The sequence below is a fragment of the Streptomyces inhibens genome (assembly GCF_022221585.1).
Taxonomy (GTDB): domain Bacteria; phylum Actinomycetota; class Actinomycetes; order Streptomycetales; family Streptomycetaceae; genus Streptomyces; species Streptomyces inhibens.
Map to the genome: position 1 here is coordinate 7,294,557 of NZ_CP084681.1, position 20,325 is coordinate 7,314,881.

General features: G+C 69.6%; 16 protein-coding genes. 13 read left to right on the plus strand and 3 right to left on the minus strand.

The genetic code is table 11. The features are described from left to right. Positions 1 to 235: 235 nt before the first annotated feature. The 7 genes from kdpF to KI385_RS32985 all read left to right on the plus strand — a co-directional run bounded on the left by kdpF (position 236) and on the right by KI385_RS32985 (position 7,755). A complete protein-coding gene (kdpF, locus tag KI385_RS32955) occupies positions 236 to 325 on the plus strand; it encodes a K(+)-transporting ATPase subunit F (RefSeq protein ID WP_016575741.1) in 90 nt (29 codons plus the stop codon). Between the two features lie 7 nt (positions 326 to 332). Beyond that, positions 333 to 2,009 (plus strand): potassium-transporting ATPase subunit KdpA, encoded by a 1,677-nt coding sequence (gene kdpA, locus KI385_RS32960; protein WP_238575704.1) that lies wholly within the window; start codon positions 333 to 335, stop codon positions 2,007 to 2,009. A 32-nt stretch (positions 2,010 to 2,041) separates the two neighbouring features. Beyond that, a complete protein-coding gene (gene kdpB, locus KI385_RS32965; protein WP_238575705.1) occupies positions 2,042 to 4,141 on the plus strand; it encodes a potassium-transporting ATPase subunit KdpB in 2,100 nt (699 codons plus the stop codon). 5 nt (positions 4,142 to 4,146) lie between these two features. Further along, positions 4,147 to 4,815: a potassium-transporting ATPase subunit KdpC gene (kdpC, locus tag KI385_RS32970; RefSeq protein WP_238575706.1), complete on the plus strand. Its 669-nt coding sequence runs from the start codon at positions 4,147 to 4,149 to the stop codon at positions 4,813 to 4,815. 220 nt (positions 4,816 to 5,035) lie between these two features. After that, a complete protein-coding gene (locus tag KI385_RS32975; RefSeq protein WP_238575707.1) occupies positions 5,036 to 6,289 on the plus strand; it encodes an alginate lyase family protein in 1,254 nt (417 codons plus the stop codon). Positions 6,290 to 6,600: 311 nt separating this feature from the next. Then, entirely contained in the window at positions 6,601 to 7,278 is a 678-nt protein-coding gene (locus KI385_RS32980; protein ID WP_425357111.1) for an ABC transporter ATP-binding protein, read from the plus strand. A 111-nt stretch (positions 7,279 to 7,389) separates the two neighbouring features. After that, positions 7,390 to 7,755 (plus strand): nuclear transport factor 2 family protein, encoded by a 366-nt coding sequence (locus tag KI385_RS32985; RefSeq protein WP_238575709.1) that lies wholly within the window; start codon positions 7,390 to 7,392, stop codon positions 7,753 to 7,755. A 249-nt stretch (positions 7,756 to 8,004) separates the two neighbouring features. Here the strand turns inward: KI385_RS32985 and KI385_RS32990 are convergent, their stop codons facing one another. Beyond that, positions 8,005 to 8,568, minus strand: a complete 564-nt coding sequence (locus tag KI385_RS32990) for a GNAT family N-acetyltransferase (RefSeq protein ID WP_238575710.1) — start codon at positions 8,566 to 8,568, stop codon at positions 8,005 to 8,007. 773 nt (positions 8,569 to 9,341) lie between these two features. On the opposite strand from KI385_RS32990, the gene KI385_RS32995 reads away from it, so the two are divergent. The 4 genes from KI385_RS32995 (at position 9,342) to KI385_RS33010 (ending at position 14,062) form a co-directional block, all read left to right on the plus strand. Next, positions 9,342 to 11,897: a sensor histidine kinase gene (locus tag KI385_RS32995; RefSeq protein ID WP_238575711.1), complete on the plus strand. Its 2,556-nt coding sequence runs from the start codon at positions 9,342 to 9,344 to the stop codon at positions 11,895 to 11,897. 88 nt (positions 11,898 to 11,985) lie between these two features. After that, positions 11,986 to 12,669, plus strand: coding sequence for a response regulator (locus tag KI385_RS33000; RefSeq protein WP_006602617.1), 684 nt, complete (start codon positions 11,986 to 11,988; stop codon positions 12,667 to 12,669). 118 nt (positions 12,670 to 12,787) lie between these two features. Continuing rightward, complete coding sequence (locus KI385_RS33005; protein WP_128502473.1) at positions 12,788 to 13,186, plus strand: OB-fold nucleic acid binding domain-containing protein; 399 nt, start codon at positions 12,788 to 12,790, stop codon at positions 13,184 to 13,186. A gap of 3 nt (positions 13,187 to 13,189) precedes the next feature. Next, positions 13,190 to 14,062, plus strand: a complete 873-nt coding sequence (locus KI385_RS33010; RefSeq protein WP_238575712.1) for a DUF3159 domain-containing protein — start codon at positions 13,190 to 13,192, stop codon at positions 14,060 to 14,062. A gap of 123 nt (positions 14,063 to 14,185) precedes the next feature. Here KI385_RS33010 and KI385_RS33015 read toward each other — a convergent pair whose 3' ends face one another. Continuing rightward, positions 14,186 to 14,857, minus strand: coding sequence for a potassium channel family protein (locus tag KI385_RS33015; RefSeq protein WP_238575713.1), 672 nt, complete (start codon positions 14,855 to 14,857; stop codon positions 14,186 to 14,188). Beyond that, positions 14,854 to 15,522 carry a potassium channel family protein gene (locus KI385_RS33020; protein WP_238575714.1) on the minus strand — a complete coding sequence of 223 codons (669 nt, stop codon included), beginning with the start codon at positions 15,520 to 15,522 and terminating at the stop codon, positions 14,854 to 14,856. Before KI385_RS33020 ends, KI385_RS33015 begins: the two co-directional genes overlap by 4 nt. A 329-nt stretch (positions 15,523 to 15,851) precedes the next feature. Between KI385_RS33020 and KI385_RS33025 the strand changes: the two genes are divergently transcribed. Together KI385_RS33025 and KI385_RS33030 are read left to right on the plus strand one after the other, a co-directional pair. Further along, on the plus strand, positions 15,852 to 17,819 hold the full coding sequence (locus KI385_RS33025) for an NAD-binding protein (RefSeq protein WP_238577961.1): 1,968 nt from the start codon (positions 15,852 to 15,854) through the stop codon (positions 17,817 to 17,819). Between the two features lie 247 nt (positions 17,820 to 18,066). Then, positions 18,067 to 20,118, plus strand: a complete 2,052-nt coding sequence (locus tag KI385_RS33030) for an APC family permease (protein ID WP_238575715.1) — start codon at positions 18,067 to 18,069, stop codon at positions 20,116 to 20,118. The last annotated feature ends 207 nt before the right edge of the window (positions 20,119 to 20,325 follow it).

Sequence of the window (20,325 nt, forward strand, 5' to 3'; positions counted from 1 at the left end):
CGGGCCCTTGTCGTTTGTGCAGGTCAGATCGAGATGCGTATGAAGTTCGTCAACGGAGCGCTAATGGCCGTAAGGGAGGCGTCAACAGTGTTCAAGCCGCGTCGGAAGGACGCTTTGCTTTGGGGGTCCTAATCCCCATCATCTAGGAGCACACGATGGCCGACGTGGCCTTCGTCGTTGTCACGATCGCGGTCTTCGCGCTGGTGGCTCTCGTCGCCAAGGGGGTGACGAAGCTGTGACCATCGAAAACATCGTCGGCCTGATCGTTGCCGTCGCCCTGCTGGGATACCTGGTCCTCGCTCTCGTCTTCCCGGAGAGGTTCTGAGAGCCATATGAGCCCCGTTCTCGCAGGCGTGCTCCAGCTGATAGCGCTGACCGCCGCACTGGCCCTGGCCTACCGTCCCCTCGGCGACTACATGGCCGCCGTCTACAGCTCCCCCAAGCACCTCCGCATCGAGAAGGTCATCTACCGCTGCATCGGCGCCAACGCCGACACCCAGATGCGCTGGCCTGCGTATCTGCGCGGCGTCCTGGCGTTCTCCGTGGTGGGTGTGCTCTTCCTCTACCTGCTGCAGCGCGTCCAGGGCAGCATGCCGCTGTCCCTCGGCTTCGCCTCGATCAGCCCGGACCAGGCGTTCAACACCGCGGCGTCATTTGTCGCCAACACCAACTGGCAGTCCTACAGCGGCGAACAGGCCATGGGCCACGTCGTGCAGACCGCCGGCCTCGCGGTGCAGAACTTCGTCTCCGCCGCCACCGGCATGGCCGTCGCCATCGCCCTGGTCCGCGGCTTCGCCCGCTCCCGCACCGGCGACCTCGGCAACTTCTGGGCCGACCTGGTCCGCGGCACCGTGCGGGTGCTCGTCCCGATCGCCGTCATCGGCGCCATCATCCTGGTCGCCTGCGGCGCCATCCAGAACTTCTCCGGCATCCACGGGGTCGGCCAGTTCATGGGCGGCTCCCAGCAGACCAATGGCGGCGCGGTGGCCTCCCAGGAGGTCATCAAGGAGCTGGGCACCAACGGAGGCGGCTACTTCAACGCCAACTCCGCCCACCCCTTCGAGAACCCCAACGCCTTCACCAACCTCTTCGAGATCTTCCTGATCCTGGTCATCCCGTTCGCGCTGACCCGCACCTTCGGCAAGCTCGTCGGGAACGTGAAGCAGGGGTACGCCATCCTCGCCACGATGGGCATCATCTGGCTCGGCTTCACCGCCCTGATGATGTGGACCGAGTTCGCGCACGGCGGCCCGGCCCTGCAGGCCGCGGGCGCCGCCATGGAAGGCAAGGAGACCCGCTTCGGCGTCGGATCCTCCGCGATCTTCTCGGTGGCCACCACCCTCACCTCCACCGGCGCGGTGGACTCCTTCCACTCCTCGTTCACCGCATTCGGCGGCGGCATCCAGCTGCTCGGCATGATGCTCGGTGAGATCGCACCCGGTGGTGTGGGCTCAGGCCTCTACGGCATGCTCGTGATGGCGATCATCGCGGTGTTCCTCGCCGGGCTGATGGTGGGCCGTACGCCCGAGTACCTCGGCAAGAAGATCGGCACCCGCGAGATCAAGCTCGCCGCCTGCTACATCCTCATCACCCCGACGCTGGTCCTCGGCTTCACCGCCGCCTCGATGGTGCTGCCGGACGCGCTGGGCTCGATGCTCAACACCAAGGCGCTGGGCGCCGGTTCGCACGGCTTCTCCGAGGTGCTCTACGCGTTCACCTCCGGTGCCAACAACAACGGCTCCGCCTTCGGCGGCCTGAACGCCAACACGCCCTGGTACAACACCACGATCGGTCTGGCCATGCTGCTCGGCCGCTTCCTGCCGATGGTGTTCGTGCTCGCACTGGCCGGCTCGCTCGCCGAGCAGAAGCCGATCCCGGAGACCGCGGGCACCCTGCGTACCGAAAAGCCGCTCTTCGCCGGGCTGCTCGTCGGCACGATCCTGATCATCACCGGTCTGACCTACTTCCCGGCGCTGGCCCTCGGGCCGCTGGCGGAGGGGCTGTCATGACCGCTCCCGTGAAACCAGAGGAGCCCGGCTCCATGTCCACCGCCACTCCGACTCGCGCTCCGCACCAGGACGTCCCCAGCGGGCACAAGCCCGGCGACGGCCGCGTGGGCGGCGGTCTCTTCGACCCCAAGCAGCTGATCAAGTCCTTCCCGGACGCGATACGCAAGCTCGACCCGCGGGTGATGGTCAAGTCCCCCGTGATGTTCGTGGTCGAGGTCGGCTCCGTCCTGACCACGATCTTCGCCCTCAAGTCCCCCTCGGACGGGTTCGGGTGGGCGATCGCCGCCTGGCTGTGGCTGACCGTCATCTTCGCCAACCTGGCGGAGGCGGTCGCCGAGGGCCGCGGCAAGGCGCAGGCCGACACCCTGCGCAAGGCGAAGACCGACACCGTGGCGCGCCGGCTGAACGGCGCGGTGGAGGAGCAGGTACCCGGTACCGAGCTGCGCATCGGCGACCTGGTCGTCTGCGAGGCCGGCGACATCATCCCCGGTGACGGCGATGTCGTCGAAGGTGTCGCCTCCGTCGACGAGTCCGCGATCACGGGTGAGTCGGCTCCGGTCATCCGCGAGTCCGGTGGTGACCGCTCCGCGGTGACCGGCGGCACGAAGGTGCTCTCCGACCGCATCGTCATCAAGATCACGACGAAGCCCGGTGAGACCTTCATCGACCGGATGATCAACCTCGTCGAGGGCGCCGCACGGCAGAAGACCCCCAACGAGATCGCGCTGAACATCCTGCTCGCCTCGCTCACCATCGTCTTCCTGCTGGCGGTCGTCACCCTCCAGCCGTTCGCGATCTACGCCGGCGCCGAACAGCCCATGATCGTGCTCCTGGCGCTGCTGGTCTGTCTGATCCCCACGACGATCGGCGCACTGCTCTCGGCCATCGGCATCGCCGGCATGGACCGGCTCGTCCAGCGCAACGTCCTGGCCATGTCCGGACGCGCCGTCGAAGCCGCAGGCGATGTATCGACATTGCTGCTCGACAAGACCGGCACCATCACCCTCGGCAACCGCCAGGCCGCCGAGTTCGTGCCCGTACGCGGCACCACCGAGGCCGAGGTCGCCGACGCCGCCCAGCTGTCCTCGCTGGCCGACGAGACCCCCGAGGGCCGCTCCATCGTCGTCCTCGCCAAGGAGAAGTACGGCCTGCGCGAGCGCCATCAGGGCGAGCTGGAGCACGCCGAGTGGGTGCCGTTCACCGCCCAGACCCGGATGTCGGGTGTGGACGTCGACGGGCGCAAGGTCCGCAAGGGCGCGTCCGGTTCGGTCATCGCCTGGGTCAAGGAGCGCGGCGGCACGGTCGCCGCCGACGCCCAGCAGCTCACCGACACGATCTCGCAGGCCGGCGGCACCCCGCTGCTGGTCGCCCTGGAGGACGAGGGCGGTCCGCGCGTCCTGGGTGTCATCCACCTCAAGGACGTCGTCAAGGACGGCATGCGCGAACGCTTCGTCGAACTGCGCAAGATGGGCATCAAGACCATCATGATCACGGGTGACAACCCGCTGACGGCCAAGGCCATCGCCGACGAGGCGGGCGTGGACGACTTCCTCGCGGAGGCCACGCCCGAGGACAAGATGGCGCTCATCAAGCGCGAGCAGGCCGGCGGCAAGCTCGTCGCCATGACCGGTGACGGTACGAACGACGCCCCGGCGCTCGCGCAGGCCGATGTCGGCGTGGCCATGAACACCGGAACCTCGGCCGCCAAGGAGGCCGGGAACATGGTGGACCTGGACTCCAACCCGACCAAGCTCATCGAGATCGTCGAGATCGGCAAGCAACTCCTGATCACCCGGGGCGCGCTGACGACGTTCTCGATCGCCAACGACGTCGCCAAGTACTTCGCGATCATCCCGGCGATGTTCGCGGTGGCCTACCCGGGCCTGGACACCCTCAACATCATGCGGCTGTCCAGCCCCAACTCCGCGATCCTCTCGGCGATCATCTTCAACGCGCTGATCATCGTCGCGCTGGTGCCGCTCGCCCTCAAGGGCGTGCAGTACCGGCCGGTCAGCGCCGACAAGATGCTGCGGCGCAACCTCGCCGTCTACGGGCTCGGCGGCCTGATCGCCCCGTTCATCGGCATCAAGCTCATCGACCTGCTCATCTCCCTCATCCCCGGAATCGGGTGACCGTCATGAACAACTCCGTACGCAACACTGCCCGGTTGATCGCGGCGGGGCTACGTGCCCTGCTCGTACTGACCGTGGTCTGCGGGGTCGTCTACCCGCTGGTGGTCACCGGAGTGGCGCAGGCGGCCTTCCCCGGCAAGGCCAACGGGTCCGAGGTGAGCTCCCACGGCAAGGTCGTCGGCTCGTCACTGCTCGGCCAGCGCTACGACAAGGGCAAGGACAAGCACGGCAATCCGATCCCGGACCTGAAGTTCTTCCAGCCGCGCCCCTCGGCGGGACTGGGCAGCAACAAGACCAACGGCGTCAACACCCAGTACGACCTCCAGGTCTCCGGAGCCTCCAACCTGGGCGCCACCAACACCGACCTCATCAAGGCGGTGCAGGAACGCAAGAAGTGGGTCTCCGAGACGTACGGCGTCCCGGAGTCGAAGGTTCCGGCGGACGCGGTGACATCCTCCGGCTCCGGCCTCGACCCGGATATCTCCCCGGACTACGCCCAGTTGCAGACCGACCGGGTTGCCAAGGAGAACCACCTCCCCGCGAACACGGTGGAGAAGCTGGTCAAGAACCACACCAACGGACGCCTCCTCGGCTTCATGGGGGAACCGCGGGTGAACGTCCTGGAGCTGAACGTCGCTCTCAAGGACCTGGTGCAGAGCCAGGGCAGGGGCTGACCCACCACATACCGGGCGGCCTTCGGGGAGAGATCCTCGAAGGCCGCCCGGTCTTGTGCGTCGTCCTGCGCCTCACCCGCTTTCGGAATCCGAACCGCCCATCGGGACAAGGCGGTTGATTACCCCACTCTTCGGCGTCAGTTGTTGACGCCACCTCTCGACGCCGAGTCTTGACGCCGCGATGGCTTGCCCTTACGTTCCCCAGCCATCGCAGGTGTTCATGTCAACGCCTGCCGTTCATGTACGAGAACAGCTCCCGTCCATCGAGCATCTCGGCAGGAAGGCACCCACCCCCCATGCGCAGAAAGCTCACCCTCGTCTCGGCGCGCTGCTCGGCGCCCTGACGGCAGGCCTGCTCACAGGCGCCCCGTCCACCGCGGCGCCGGCCGCCTTCACCCACCCCGGCGTCCTCGTCGGCACCGCCCAACTCGACCTCACCCGCAGCAAGGTCAACTCCGGCGCCCAGCCCTGGAAGAGCGCCTTCGACACCATGATGGCGAGCGCATACGCCTCGCTGTCGCGCACCCCCAAGCCGCGCGCCATCGTCGAATGCGGCTCGTACTCCGACCCCAACTACGGCTGCACCGACGAACGCGAGGACGCCCTCGCCGCCTACACCCTCTCGCTGGCCTGGTACATCACCCGCGACAGCAAGTACGCGAACAAGGCGATCCAGATCATGGACGCCTGGTCCGGCACCATCAAGGACCACACCAACAGCAACGCCCCACTGCAGACCGGCTGGGCCGGCTCCACCTGGCCACGCGCCGCCGAAATCATCCGCTACACCTACAACGGCTGGTCCAAGGACCGCATCGACCGCTTCGCGGGCATGCTGCGCACCGTCTACCTCCCCAAGGTGATCAACGGCTCGCACAGCAACGGGAACTGGGAGCTGAGCATGATGGAGGCGGCCGTCGGCATCTCCGTCTTCATCGAGGACAAGGCCTCCTACGACAAGGCCATCGCCGCGTTCCGCGCCCGGGTGCCCGCGTACATCTATCTGAAGTCCGACGGCGACCTGCCCAAGACCGCTCCGGGCAGCGGCCTGAACACCCGCGACAAGATCATCAAGTACTGGCAGGGCCAGTCCACCTTCGTCGACGGCCTCACCCAGGAAACCTGCCGCGACTTCACCCACACCGGATACGGCCTGTCGGCCATCTCGCACATCGCCGAGGCCAGCCGCCTCCAGGGCCAGGACCTCTACCCCGAGGTCGCCGACCGGCTGCGCCACGCACTCGGCTTCCAGGCCACCTACGAACTGGGCACCGCCCCGCCGTCATGGCTGTGCGGCGGCAGCGTCAAGCGCGGCCTGGGCCCCATCACCGAGGTCGGCTACAACGCACTGCACAACCGGATGCATTACGCCATGGCCAACACCCAGAAGCTGACCGAGCGGCAGCGACCGGCCGGCTCCAACAACCTTTTCGTCGGCTGGGAGACCTTGACGCATGCGGAAAACCCCAGCTGATGCTGGGCTGATCCCGAACTGATCCGGAAGTGATCCCGGGATGTGTCTGGGTCGATCCGGGGCCGATCCGAGAGTTATCCACAGGCGTTGCCTGCCGAAGTGCGCGGTACGCATACTGACGCAACCGGCAGGCAACGCGGGCGGTACGGCGGACCAAGCCGTCAACACGACAACGCGACAACTCGGCGTGCAGTCGGTGCAGTTGGCGCGTGGACGAAGTGGGGGAGCGGACCATGAATGGCGGGGGAAGCACAACAGGCAACGGGGTGTACGCGGGGACGGCGGTCGCTGATGCGACGCAGGTCGGCGCGATGGTTGTCGTCGAGGACCTGCACCGCAGTTACGGCACCGGTGCCGGCGCCGTACACGCGCTGCGCGGGGTGTCGTGCAGCGTTCCGCGGGGCGAACTCGTCGCCCTCCGTGGGCGTTCCGGATCCGGCAAGACGACTCTTCTCAATCTCATCGGTGGCCTGGACGTCCCCGACTCCGGGCGGATCACCGTCGACGGGACGCCGCTGGCCGACCTCGGCGAGAGTGGGCTGCTGGAGATGCGCCGCGACAGCATAGGTTTCGTCTTCCAGTCGTTCGGGCTGATACCGATACTCAGCGCCGCCGAGAACGTCGGTGTCCCGCTGCGGCTGCGCAAGGTCCCACCGCGCGAGCGCGAGGAGCGTGTCGCACTCCTGCTGTCCCTGGTGGGCCTCGCCGACCATGTCGAGCAGCGGCCCGGCGAACTCTCCGGCGGCCAGCAGCAGCGCGTCGCCATCGCCCGCGCACTCGCCAACCGGCCCGCGTTGCTCATCGCCGACGAGCCGACCGGGCAACTGGACGCCGAGACCGGCATGGAGGTGATGGAACTGCTGCGCGCCGTCGTCCGCAGCGAGGGTGTCACGGCCCTGGTCGCCACCCATGACACCAACCTCCTTGGCCTGGCCGACCGTGTCCTGGAGCTGAACGACGGGGTGATCACGGAGGAGGGTGAGAGCTGAGGGGAGAGGTCTGAGCCTGTCAGGTTTGTGTCTGCCAAGTCCATGTCCACAAAGCCCTGTTGACGCCGAGAGCAATGCATCCAGCAACCCTCTGAACGGAGTCTCGCCGCTATGTCCCGCACCACCTCGGCCGCTCTCAGCGCCCGCGAGATATTGGACCGTTTTCACCGCGCGATGCTCGACAAGTCCGCGGATGATCTGGCAGATCTGTACGCGCCTGACGCGGTGCACGAGTTCCCGTTCCTCTTCCCCGGTATGCCGGAGCGCTACGAGGGACGCGAAGAAGTCCGTGCGGGGTACAGGGCGGCCTGGGGCGCGAGTCGGGCGGAGCCGCAGGAGATATGTGAGGTAGTCGTCCACGAGAGCGTCGACCCCGAAGTGATCACTGTGGAGCAGACGGTGTGTGGAGTGGTGACGACGACCGGTGAGTCGTTCAGCTTCCCCGGCCTCCTGGTGCTCCGGGTGCGGAACGGGTGATCGTGCATGCCCGCGACTACATGGACGGCGTCCGCGTCGCCCACACGATGGGCCGACTGGCCGCCGTCGCCGCCAGCCTGGGTGACGGCCAGCCTGGGTGACGGCCAGTAGGGCTGCCTGTTCCGGGGGCGGCTGCTCTTGTTTCGGGGGTGGGGCGGGGGAGGGGGAGGGGCCCGCCATCCGCATGTCGTACGGGTCCTGAGGTGCGGCCGGCTCGGTCGTCGGCGCGGCGCCGCACGTCACCTCACGTCACCACACGTCGCCGTCGCGCCAGTCGCAGGTGAGGTCGGTGTCGAGGTCGAGGGGGATGGACGGGGTCGGGAGGACGTAGATGCAGCCGTCCTCGTCGGGGGTGCGCCGGATGCCGTCCGGGGTGAGGGTCCAGGAGCGGCCGCGCCACAGCTGCCAGCCGCGGGCCGCGTAGAAGGCCGCGGCCTCGTCGGCGGCGCCGAGCGCGCCGAGGTCGTAGGCGCTGTGCACCACCCGCTCCAGGGCGGCCATCAGGGCCGCGCCATGGCCGCGGCCGCGCCGGTCCGCGCGGACCCCGACGCCCTCCACGTATCCGCAGCGCAGTGCCCGGCTGCCCTGGAGCAGGCGGCGCTGGACCACGGAGGCATGTCCGATCAGTTCGCCGTCCTCGTGGACCAGGGCGTGCAGGCCGCCGAGGGCGTGCTCCCAGTCCTCCGCGGTCATGTCGTCGAAGACGTCGTAGAGGAGGGTGCGGGCCGCCTTGAGGGTGGCGGTGTCCAGGTCGGCGGTGTGGGCGATCCGTACACCGGTCGTGCGGGGCGTCGTCAGAGGTGCCTCGGTCATGGGGGCATCGTCGCAGTCGGCTCGTGGCCGGGCGAGGGCATTTTTCCGGCCATGACGCGCACTGATCAAGGCGCCGTCAGCGATGCGTCAGCGATGCGTCAGTGACGGCGGGTTGGGCTGGTGTGCCAGGGGTCCGCCCGGTGTGATGGAGGCATGACCGGGCGATTCGCGCCGCCGACCCCGGCCGCCACACGGCGGCGCGTGGTGTGCGCCGTCCGGCCGGGCCGGCCGGTCAGCCGGCTGCCACGGCGGGCGCCGCGTACCTCTTCGCGCGGCGCCCGCCCGCATGTATCCAGATCCGTATCACGCGGATCCGTATCACGCGGATCCGTATCACGCGGATCCGTATCACGCGGATCCGTATCACGCGGATCCGTATCACGCGGATCCGTATCACGCGGATCCGTATTACCTGGATCGGTATCACCCGAATCCGTATCACCGGGATCCCTGGCTGCCCGGATCCGCACCCGGATCCGCACCCGGACCCCCATCCACCCGTACGGGTGGCGTCCGGGGCGACCACTCCGCCCGACGGCTCTCACCCCGCTCAGCGCCACGTGGCTCGCACCCGGTTCACGTCACCCAAGAGCCCGCACCCGGTCCGTGAACCCCGCAGCCCCCGCCGCCCCGCCGCTCCCGTGCCCCGTATCAGAGTCGCGTCAAGACCGGGCCCGAAGTCGCCAACTGCGTCTTTTGTCCACTTGTCAGGTCGGTAGGGTCGCACCAGGTTCAGCCCGGTGGGGGCGGCCTTCACGTAAGACAATGGGGCCATGGCACGCGGCAAGCTACGGATCTATCTCGGCGCGGCACCGGGCGTCGGTAAGACGTACTCGATGCTGTCCGAGGCGCACCGGCGCGTGGAGCGGGGTACGGACGCCGTGGTGGCGTTCGTCGAGCACCACGGCAGGCCCCGCACCGAGGTCATGCTGCACGGCCTGGAGCAGATTCAGCGCCGGGAGCTGGAGTACCGCGGCACGGTTTTCACCGAAATGGACGTGGACGCGGTCCTGGAACGCAAGCCGGCCGTGGCGCTGGTCGACGAGCTGGCGCACACCAACGTGCCCGGTTCGCGCAACGGCAAGCGCTGGCAGGACATCGAGGAGCTGCTGGAAGCCGGGGTCGATGTGATCTCGACGGTGAACATCCAGCATCTGGAGTCGCTCGGTGATGTCGTCGACTCGATAACGGGTGTGCGGCAGCGCGAGACGGTGCCCGACGAGATCGTCCGGCGTGCCGATCAGATCGAGCTCGTCGACATGTCGCCACAGGCGATCCGTCGGCGCATGGCGCACGGGAACATCTACCAGCCGGACAAGGTGGACGCCGCCCTGTCCAACTACTTCCGCCCGGGCAACCTCACGGCGCTGCGCGAGCTGGCGCTGCTCTGGGTCGCCGACCGGGTGGACGAGTATCTGCAGGAGTACCGGGCGGAGCATTCGATCCGCTCCACCTGGCAGGCCCGAGAGCGCATCGTCGTCGGACTGACCGGCGGGCCGGAGGGGCGTACGCTGATCCGCCGCGCGGCCCGGATGGCGGCCAAGGGGTCGGGCAGCGAGGTGCTCGCCGTCTACATAGCCCGCAGCGACGGGCTGACCTCGGCCTCGCCCAAGGAACTCGCCGTCCAGCGGACGCTGGTGGAGGACCTGGGCGGTACGTTCCATCACGTCATCGGCGATGACATACCGAGTGCGTTGCTGGAGTTCGCGCGTGGTGTGAACGCCACCCAGATCGTGCTGGGCTCCAGTCGCCGCAAGGCCTGGCAGTACATCTTCGGGCCGGGTGTGGGCGCGACCGTGGCCCGCGATTCCGGGCCCGATCTCGATGTGCACATCGTCACCCACGAAGAGGTCGCCAAGGGCCGGGGGCTGCCGGTGGCGCGCGGTGCGCGGCTGGGACGGGCCCGGATCATCGCCGGCTGGCTCGTCGGCGTCGTCGGCCCCGCGCTGCTGTCCCTGCTGCTGACCAGCATCGCCAACGGGCCCGGCCTGGCCAACGACGTGCTGCTCTTCCTCTTCCTGACCGTCGCCGCCGCGCTGCTCGGCGGGCAGCTGCCGGCACTGGCCTCGGCCGCCGTCGGCTCGCTGCTGCTGAACTTCTACTTCACGCCGCCCACCCACACCCTCACGGTCAGCGACCCCAAGAACATCGTCGCCATCGTGATCTTCTTCGCGGTGGCCGTGGCGGTCGCCTCGGTGGTGGACCTCGCCGCCCGCCGCACCCAACAGGCCGCCAGACTGCGCGCAGAGTCGGAGATCCTGTCCTTCCTGGCGGGCAGCGTGCTGCGCGGCGAGACGACCCTGAACGCCCTGCTGGAGCGGGTGCGGGAGACCTTCGGCATGGACACGGTGGCGCTGCTGGAGCGCACCAGCGACGTCGATCCGTGGACCTGCGCGGGCCGTGCGGGCGGCACCGAGGCCGGCAAGCCGCTGCTGCGGCCCGAGGACGCGGATGTCGACATGCCGGTGGGTGACCACATGGCGCTGGCGCTGACCGGCCGGGTGCTGCCCGCGGAGGACCGCCGGGTGCTGGCCGCGTTCGCCGCCCAGGCCGCCGTCGTACTGGACCGGCAGCGGCTGGTGGGCGAGGCGGAGCGGGCCCGGGAGCTGGCCGAGGGCAACCGCATCAGGACGGCGCTGCTGGCCGCGGTCAGCCACGACCTGCGGACCCCGCTGGCGAGCATCAAGGCCTCGGTCACCTCGCTGCGTTCCGACGACGTCGCCTGGTCCGAGGAGGACGAGGCGGAGCTGCTGGCCGGTATCGAGGCGGGCGCGGACCGGCTGGACCACCTGGTCGGCAATCTCCTGGACATGTCCCGGCTGCAGACCGGCACGGTCACGCCGCTGATCCGCGAGATCGATCTCGACGAGGTGGTGCCGATGGCGCTGGGCGGAGTGCCGGAGGGCAGTGTCACACTCGACATCCCCGAAGAGCTGCCGATCGTCGCCGTCGACCCGGGGCTGCTGGAACGTTCCGTCGCCAATCTCGTCGAGAACGCCGTGAAGTACAGCCCCGACGGTGAGTCGGTGCTGGTCGCCGCCAGCGCGCTGGGCGACCGGGTGGAGCTGCGGATCGCCGACCGCGGCCCGGGCGTGCCGGACAGCGCCAAGGACCGTATCTTCGAGCCCTTCCAGCGTTACGGTGACGCTCCGCGCGGCGCCGGTGTGGGCCTGGGCCTGGCGGTGGCGCGCGGTTTCGCGGAGGCGATGGGCGGCACGCTCGCCGCCGAGGACACCCCTGGAGGCGGGATGACGATGGTCCTCACCCTCCGGGCCGCGCCCGGCCGGCCGCCGGTCAGGCCCGACCTTCCCGCCCAGGCCACGACATGATCCGGGCCGCACGGAGCACACTCACCACACGCCCCGCGGGCCCGGCCCGCCGGGACACGACAGACCTTGACCAAAGGGGAGAACGCCAGTGAACCGGGTGCTTGTGGTCGATGACGAGCCGCAGATCGTCCGCGCCCTCGTGATCAACCTGAAGGCGCGCAAGTACGAGGTCGATGCCGCCCCCGACGGGGCCACCGCCCTCAAACTCGCCGCCGCCCGCCACCCCGACGTGATCGTGCTTGATCTCGGGCTGCCCGATATGGACGGCGTCGAGGTGATCAAGGGGCTGCGGGGCTGGACGCGGGTGCCGATCCTGGTGCTCTCCGCGCGTCAGACCTCCGACGAGAAGGTGGAGGCGCTGGACGCGGGCGCGGACGACTACGTCACCAAGCCGTTCGGCATGGACGAGCTGCTGGCCCGGTTGCGGGCGGCGGTGCGCAGGGCCGAGCCGACCGGGCCGGCCGACGACGAGGTGATCGTGGAGACCGAGGGCTTCACCGTCGACCTCGCCGCGAAGAAGGTGAACCGCGGCGGCCGGGACATCCGGCTGACCCCCACCGAATGGCATCTGCTGGAGGTCCTGGTCCGCAACGCGGGCCGGCTGGTCAGCCAGAAGCAGCTGCTCCAAGAGGTCTGGGGGCCCTCGTACGGCACCGAGACCAACTATCTGCGGGTGTACATGGCCCAGCTCCGCCGCAAGCTGGAGAGCGATCCTTCGCACCCGAAGCACTTCATCACCGAGCCGGGGATGGGGTACCGGTTCGAGCAGTGAGGTGGTGGGGGCGGTCGGGGTTCCGAGGGGCCGGCCCCCGGGGGACATGGCGAGCGCCGCGTACACAGTCCGTGTGCGGGCCGTGATTCCGGGACCCGGCCACCGGTACGCTGGGGTTATGAGTGCTGGGACCCGATCCGAGAAGCCGGCCGGTCGCTTCCGCCGGATGCTCGACAGGCTGTCCTCCTCCGAGGAGGAATTGCAGTCCGCCGAGCTGCAGCAGGATGCGCAGGACGCGGGGTGCACCCGTATCTGCGACTGCGACGACCGCCAGATAGTCAAGGTCACCGGCACCCTGCGGCATGTCACGCTGCGGCCGCGCGCCGGTGTGCCCGCGCTCGAGGCGGAGCTGTTCGACGGCTCCGCGGCGCTCGACGTGGTGTGGCTCGGCCGCCGCTCCATCGTCGGGATAGAGCCGGGCCGTAAGCTCATCGCCTCGGGCCGGGTCTCCTTGAGCCATGGACGCCGGGTGCTCTTCAATCCGAAGTACGAACTCCGACCGCTCGGACAGGAGTAGCCGGTGACGTCTCACGACCGACCGACCACTGACGCGGATGCCGACGCTTCCGCACCCCCCTCGCCCGGCCCCGGCACGGACGGGGGCGCCGACGGCAGACAGGTGACCGAGGCGGCGCTGTTCGAGGCGTTCGGCGGCGTACGCGGCATGGTGGAGACCGTTCTCCCCGGCCTGCTGTTCGTCACGATCTTCACGATCAACAAGGATCTGCACATCTCGGCGATCGCGGCGCTGGCCGTGTCGCTGGTGCTGGCGGCCGTCCGCCTGGTCCGCAAGGACACCGTCAAGCACGCCTTCAGCGGCGTCTTCGGGGTGGCCTTCGGCGTGGTCTTCGCGATGATGACCGGCAACGCCAAGGACTTCTACCTGCCGGGCATGCTCTACACCCTCGGGCTGGCCGTCGCCTACATCGTCACCACGCTCGCGGGCGTCCCGTTGATCGGGCTGATCCTGGGCCCGGTGTTCAAGGAGAACCTCTCCTGGCGCACCCGCAACCCGGGACGGAAGAAGGCGTACGCCAAGGCCAGCTGGGCCTGGGGGCTGATCCTGCTCGCCAAGTGCGCGATCCTCTTCCCGCTGTACTGGTGGGCGGACACCACTCAGCTCGGCTGGGTGCTGATCGCGCTGAAGATCCCGCCGTTCCTGCTGGCCGTCTATCTCACCTGGGTCTTCCTGGCGAAGGCGCCGGCGCCGATCGATGTCTTCGCGGAGATGGAGGCGAAGGAGAAGGCCGAACAGGAGGCCGAGGAGCGGCGCCGCGGCGAGCGCGAGGTCCTGGACCGGGTCGCCGACGATGTGTACGGGGAGATCGCGACGCAGGCCGCCACGGAGGCGTCCGCCCCCGAGCGCCCACGGGGGGCGCGCCACCGCCGCTGACCGATACAGGGCGGCACGCCACTCTTCGGGCGGCATCCGTCCGCATACGTCGGGGCCCGGGAACCAAGCGGTTCCCGGGCCCCGGCGTATGCGCGGTACGAGCGGTTGCGGCGCCGACGGCGGCTAGGCCTCCTCGCGCCGCACCGACAGCAGGTCCTCCAGCTGCTCCTCACGCGACTGGGCCGCGACGAACAGCAGCTCGTCGCCCGCTTCCAGCGCGTCCTCCTTGTTGGGCGTGAGCACCCGCGTACCGCGGATGATCGTGACCAGGGAGGTGTCCTCGGGCCAGTCCACATCGCCGACCCGGGTGCCGGCCAGCGCGGCCTCGGGCGGCAGCGTCAGCTCGACGAGGTTGGCGTCGCCGTGGCTGAAGCGCAGCAGCCGGACCAGATCGCCGACGCTCACCGCCTCCTCGACCAGGGCCGACATCAGACGCGGTGTGGAGACCGCGACATCGACGCCCCAGGCCTCGTTGAAGAGCCACTCGTTCTTCGGGTTGTTGACCCGGGCGACCACCCGCGGCACGCCGTACTCGGTCTTGGCGAGCAGCGAGACGACGAGGTTGACCTTGTCGTCGCCGGTCGCCGCGATGACGACGTTGCAGCGCTGCAGTGCCGCCTCGTCGAGCGAGGTGATCTCGCAGGCGTCGGCCAGCAGCCACTCCGCCAGCGGCACCCGCTCGACCGAGATGGCGGTCGGCGCCTTGTCGATGAGCAGGATCTCGTGACCATTTTCCAGGAGCTCGCCCGCGATGGAACGGCCCACCGCGCCCGCGCCTGCGATAGCGACCCTCATGCGTGCGCCCCCTCAGGACCCGTGGCGAATGCCGCTTCGACCTTCTCGACCTCGTCGGCGCGCATCATCACATGCACCAGATCGCCTTCCTGCAGCACCGTCTGCGAGGTGGGCAGCATCGCCTCGCCCAGCCGGGTGAGGAAGGCGACGCGTACGCCGGTCTCCTCCTGAAGCGTGCTGATCTTGTGGCCGACCCAGGAAGGGGCGGTGTGCACCTCGGCGAGCTGGACGGCGCCGCTCGGGTCCCGCCACAGCGGCTCGGAGCCCGACGGCAGCAGCCGGCGCAGCATCTGGTCGGCCGTCCAGCGGACGGTGGCGACGGTGGGGATGCCCAGGCGCTGGTAGACCTCGGCACGGCGCGGGTCGTAGATACGGGCGGCGACATTCTCGACACCGAACATCTCGCGGGCCACCCGGGCGGCGATGATGTTGGAGTTGTCACCGCTGGAGACGGCCGCGAAGGCGCCCGCCTCCTCGATGCCGGCCTCGCGCAGGGTGTCCTGGTCGAAGCCGACGCCGGTCACCCGACGGCCGCCGAAGGTCGAGCCCAGGCGACGGAACGCGGTCGGGTCCTGGTCGACCACCGCGATGGTGTGCCCCTGGCTCTCCAGGGTCTGCGCAAGTGCGGAGCCCACGCGCCCGCACCCCATGATGACGATGTGCATGCTGATTACCCCGTGCCCTGTACTAGCGCGCTGACCTGCACAAACACCCTGCTCACTACTTCCTTCTCCAAGTACCGGCGACACGAAGCTACGGCTCGCGATACGGACCGGGTGCGTCAACGGGAGTGCTGGGCGCACCGTGGTCCGGTACAACCGTAGCCGTAATGCCGCTCCTGGTAAGGGGCGCGGTGGGACGCGGTCGGAAGCGGACCGGTCCGGCGGCGCGGCATCATCTCGCACCGGGCTGCGCCCCGCCGCGCCCGTAAGGCACGCTACGAGGTGTGCCCAACCTGCCTCTCCAGCCCCAACAGGGCTCTCTCACCCCGCACATGGTGGTTGCCGGCGACGATGCGCTCGCGCACCGGCTCGCCGCCGAGCTCCGGGACGTCTACGGCGAACGGGTGACGCTCATCGTCCCCTCCGCCTTAGAGCCGCATCGCCCCCGTATTCCGCCGCCGGCCCGTGCGCTGGGCCGGGCCACCGCGCTGCTGGGCCGGATGTCGGCGGCGATGGCGCGGACCTCGCCGCTGCCGCCGGAGGCGCCCGGTGACGGCGAGGGGCCACCGGAGGCGACCCTTCGGATCCTGGAGGCGGCGCAGCCGGACGATGCGGCACTGATCGAGGCGGGCATCGCCGAGGCGGGCGCGCTGGCGCTGGTCCATGACGACGACGAGCTCAACATCCACGCCGCACTGCGCGCCCGCCGCCTCAACCCCCGGCTGCGCCTGGTGATCCGGCTCTACAACCGCAAACTCGGTCAGCATCTGGAGGAGTTGCTCGACCAGGCCGCGGCGGTCGCCGGCCGGGGCGCCGAGCCGGCCGGAGACGCGGACGCGGTGAGCGACGACGCCTCCACGACCGTGCTGTCCGACGCCGACACCGTGGCCCCCGCGCTCGCGGCCACCGCGGTCGCCGGCACCAGCAAGGTCATCGAGGCGGACGGGCTGCTGCTGCGGGCCGTGGAGCGTGCGCCGGTGCCACCCGGCCGGCCGGGCGACCCCGGGCTGTGCACCCTCGCGCTGTTCTCCGCCTCCGTCAACGACCCTGCGGACGCGTCGAGTTCGGGAGCCGGTGACGAGGGGCCGGTACTGCTGCCGGACGATGCCGCTGTCGAGGCCGCCATCGGCTGCGGCACCGTCGTCCTGGAGACCGTCTCCTATACGGGGCGGACGGCGCGCCCCCGCGGGCTGCGCGGCCGGGGCGCACCGCTCACCTCGCTGTTCTCCCGCAGGCTGCGCTGGTCGCTGGCCGGTGTCGTCGGCGCGGTGCTGGCGCTGGCCGTCGCCTCCTGGCTCACCACCGGTGAGAAGCCGTTGCACGCCGCGTATCTCTCGCTGCTGGACCTCTTCGCGATCAACGATCCGGCGATCGGCGCGCCGCTGCCCCGCAAGATCTTGCAGCTGCTGTCCGGGCTGACCGGTCTGTTGCTGCTGCCGGTGCTGGTCGCGGCGGCGTTCGAGGGGCTCGGTACGTTCCGCAGCGCCTCCGCGCTACGGCGTCCGCCGCGCGGGCTGTCGGGGCATGTGGTGCTGCTCGGCCTCGGCAAGGTCGGCACCCGGGTCCTGGCCCGGCTGCACGAGATGGGCATCCCCGTGGTGTGTATCGAGGGGGACCCCGAGGCGCGGGGGATCGCGCTGGCCCGCCGACTGCGGGTGCCGACCGTCCTGGGGGACGTCACACAAGAAGGTGTCCTGGAAGCCGCGATGATCGAGCGGGCGGCCGCGCTGCTCGCTCTGACCAGCGAGGACACCACGAATCTGGAGGCCGCCCTCTACGCCCGCTCGGTCACCCCGCGGCTGCGGGTGACCCTGCGGCTGTTCGACGACCGGTTCGCCACCGCCGTCTACCGCACCCTGCGCGCCGCGCATCCCGGGGCGCTCACCCGCAGTCGCAGCACCTCCTTCCTGTCCGCGCCCGCCTTCGCCGGCGCGATGATGGGGCGCCAGATCCTGGGGGCCATTCCGGTCGAGCGCCGGGTGCTGCTGGTCGCCAGGGTCGAGGCACGCGGCCATGCCGCGCTGGAGGGCCGTACGGTCGCCGAGGTGCTGCGCCCGGGACGGCTGCGGGTGCTGGCGGTCGACACCTCCGCGCCCGACGCCCCCGAGCCGGATGCCGCGGCCGCCCCGGCGCCGGCGGATGCGGAGCGCGCGCCGGCGCACCTGGTGCACGAGTTGGGCGACGACTACGTCCTGCGACCACAGGACCGGGTGCTGCTGGTCGCGACGCGGCAGGGGCTGGGCGATCTGCACTCCCGGCGTGCGCGGGCCGCCGCCGGGGCCGCGGTCCGGCGGGACTGATCGCCTCCCTGTGACGCATTCGTCGCGCTCTGTGACGTACGCCCGCGCGCACGGCACACACCCGGTCGTCCCGTGACGAACACCACGAAGCGCGCCCGCGGCGGCCGTGGCGTGCGCGCGACGTGCGGATCCTGTGGAGGTGCCGGGGCCCGAAGCGCCTCCGAGCAGGACAGGTGCGCTTCGGCCGCGTCCACCCGCGCGGGTGGCGGGTGGGCGCGGACCTTGACGAAGGCTTAGCATCCTCTGCGTGTCCAAACTGACCGACGTGCCCAAACGGATCTTGATCGGGCGCGCACTGCGCAGCGACAAGCTGGGGGAGACCCTCCTTCCCAAGCGCATCGCACTCCCCGTCTTCGCCTCCGACCCGCTCTCCTCCGTGGCCTATGCGCCGGGCGAGGTGCTGCTCGTCCTGTCCGTCGCGGGTGTGTCGGCGTACCACTTCAGCCCGTGGATCGCGGTCGCGGTCGTGGTGCTGATGTTCACCGTCGTCGCGTCGTACCGGCAGAACGTGCACGCCTACCCGAGCGGCGGCGGCGACTACGAGGTCGCGACCACCAACCTCGGTCCCAAGGCCGGTCTCACCGTCGCGAGCGCCCTGCTCGTCGACTATGTACTGACCGTCGCGGTCTCGATCTCCTCCGGAATCGAGAACCTGGGCTCCGCGATCCCGTTCGTCGTCGAACACAAGACGCTTTGCGCGGTCGTCGTCATTGTTCTCCTGACCCTGATGAATCTGCGCGGGGTCAAGGAGTCGGGCAAGCTCTTCGCGATCCCGACCTATGTCTTCGTGGCCGGCGTCTTCATCATGATCATCTGGGGCATCATCCGCGCCGTGGTCATGGGCGACACGATGAAGGCCCCCACCGCCGACTACACCATCCACGCCGAACAGGGCGGCCTGGCAGGCTTCGCGCTGATCTTCCTGCTGCTGCGCGCCTTCTCCTCCGGCTGTGCGGCGCTCACCGGCGTCGAGGCGATCTCCAACGGTGTGCCCGCCTTCCGCAAGCCGAAGTCCAAGAACGCGGCGACCACCCTCGCCCTCATGGGCGGTCTGGCCGTCACCATGTTCTGCGGCATCATCGGCCTGGCCATGGCCACCCACGTCAGGATGGCGGAGACCCCCGCCAAGGACCTGCTCGACCACGGCAAGCCGCTCGGCTCCGGCTACACCCAGGACCCCGTCATCTCGCAGGTCGCCTCCGCGGTCTTCGGCAACGGCTCGTTCCTGTTCGTGGTCCTCGCCGCCGCCACCGCCCTGGTCCTCTTCCTCGCCGCCAACACCGCCTACAACGGCTTCCCGCTGCTCGGCTCGATCCTCGCCCAGGACCGCTACCTGCCGCGCCAGCTGCACACCCGCGGCGACCGGCTCGCGTTCTCCAACGGCATCGTCCTGCTAGCCGGCGCCGCCGCGATCCTCGTCTACCTCTACGGCGCGGACTCCACCCGGCTCATCCAGCTCTACATCGTCGGCGTCTTCGTCTCCTTCACGCTCAGCCAGACCGGCATGGTCCGCCACTGGAACCGCCATCTGCTGACCGAGAAGGACCCGGCCAAGCGCAACCGGATGCACCGCTCGCGTGCCATCAACGCCTTCGGTGCCTTCTTCACCGGCCTCGTCCTCGTCGTCGTCCTCCTCACCAAGTTCACCCACGGCGCCTGGGTGGCTCTCCTCGGCATGGTCATCTTCTTCGTGACGATGTCCGCGATCCGCCGCCACTACGACCGGGTCGCCGACGAGATCGCCGCCGAGGACACCCCCGACGACGACGTCGTACGCCCCTCCCGGGTGCACTCCCTGGTCCTGGTCTCCAAGGTGCACAAGCCCACCCTGCGGGCCCTCAACTACGCCAAGCTGATGCGCTCCGACACCCTGGAAGCGGTCAGCGTGGATGTGGACCAGGCCGACACCAAGGCCCTGAAGGAGGAGTGGGAGCGCCGCGGCATAGAGGTGCCGCTCAAGGTCCTGGCCTCTCCCTACCGCGAGATCACCCGGCCGATCATCGACTACGTCAAGTCGCTGCGCCGGGAGAGCCCGCGCGCCGCCGTCTCCGTCTACATCCCCGAATACGTCGTCGGCCACTGGTACGAGCACCTGCTCCACAACCAGTCCGCGCTGCGCCTCAAGGGACGCCTCCTCTTCACCCCCGGCGTCATGGTCACCTCCGTGCCCTGGCAGCTGGACTCCTCCGAGGCCGCCAAGCTCCGCGCCCGCAAGCGCGCCGAGTGGAACGCCCCGGGTGCGGTGCGCCGCGGGCCGGTCGCCCAGCCGAAGAAGGAGAAGGCGGCGACCAAGAAGTAGGGGCGCTGAGAAGCGGGGCCGCCGGGGAGTAGCGGCGGCCGCCGCGGGGCGGGACGGCCCGGAGGCCGGACGGCCGCCAGGCACTACGTATGGATACGGGTACGGGTACGGGTACGGGTACGGGGTACAGGGCCGGGGCACGACACGGCGCGACGTAGAATGGACGGCTGGCGTCCCGCCGTACCGCCCCGGCACCACCCCACCTCA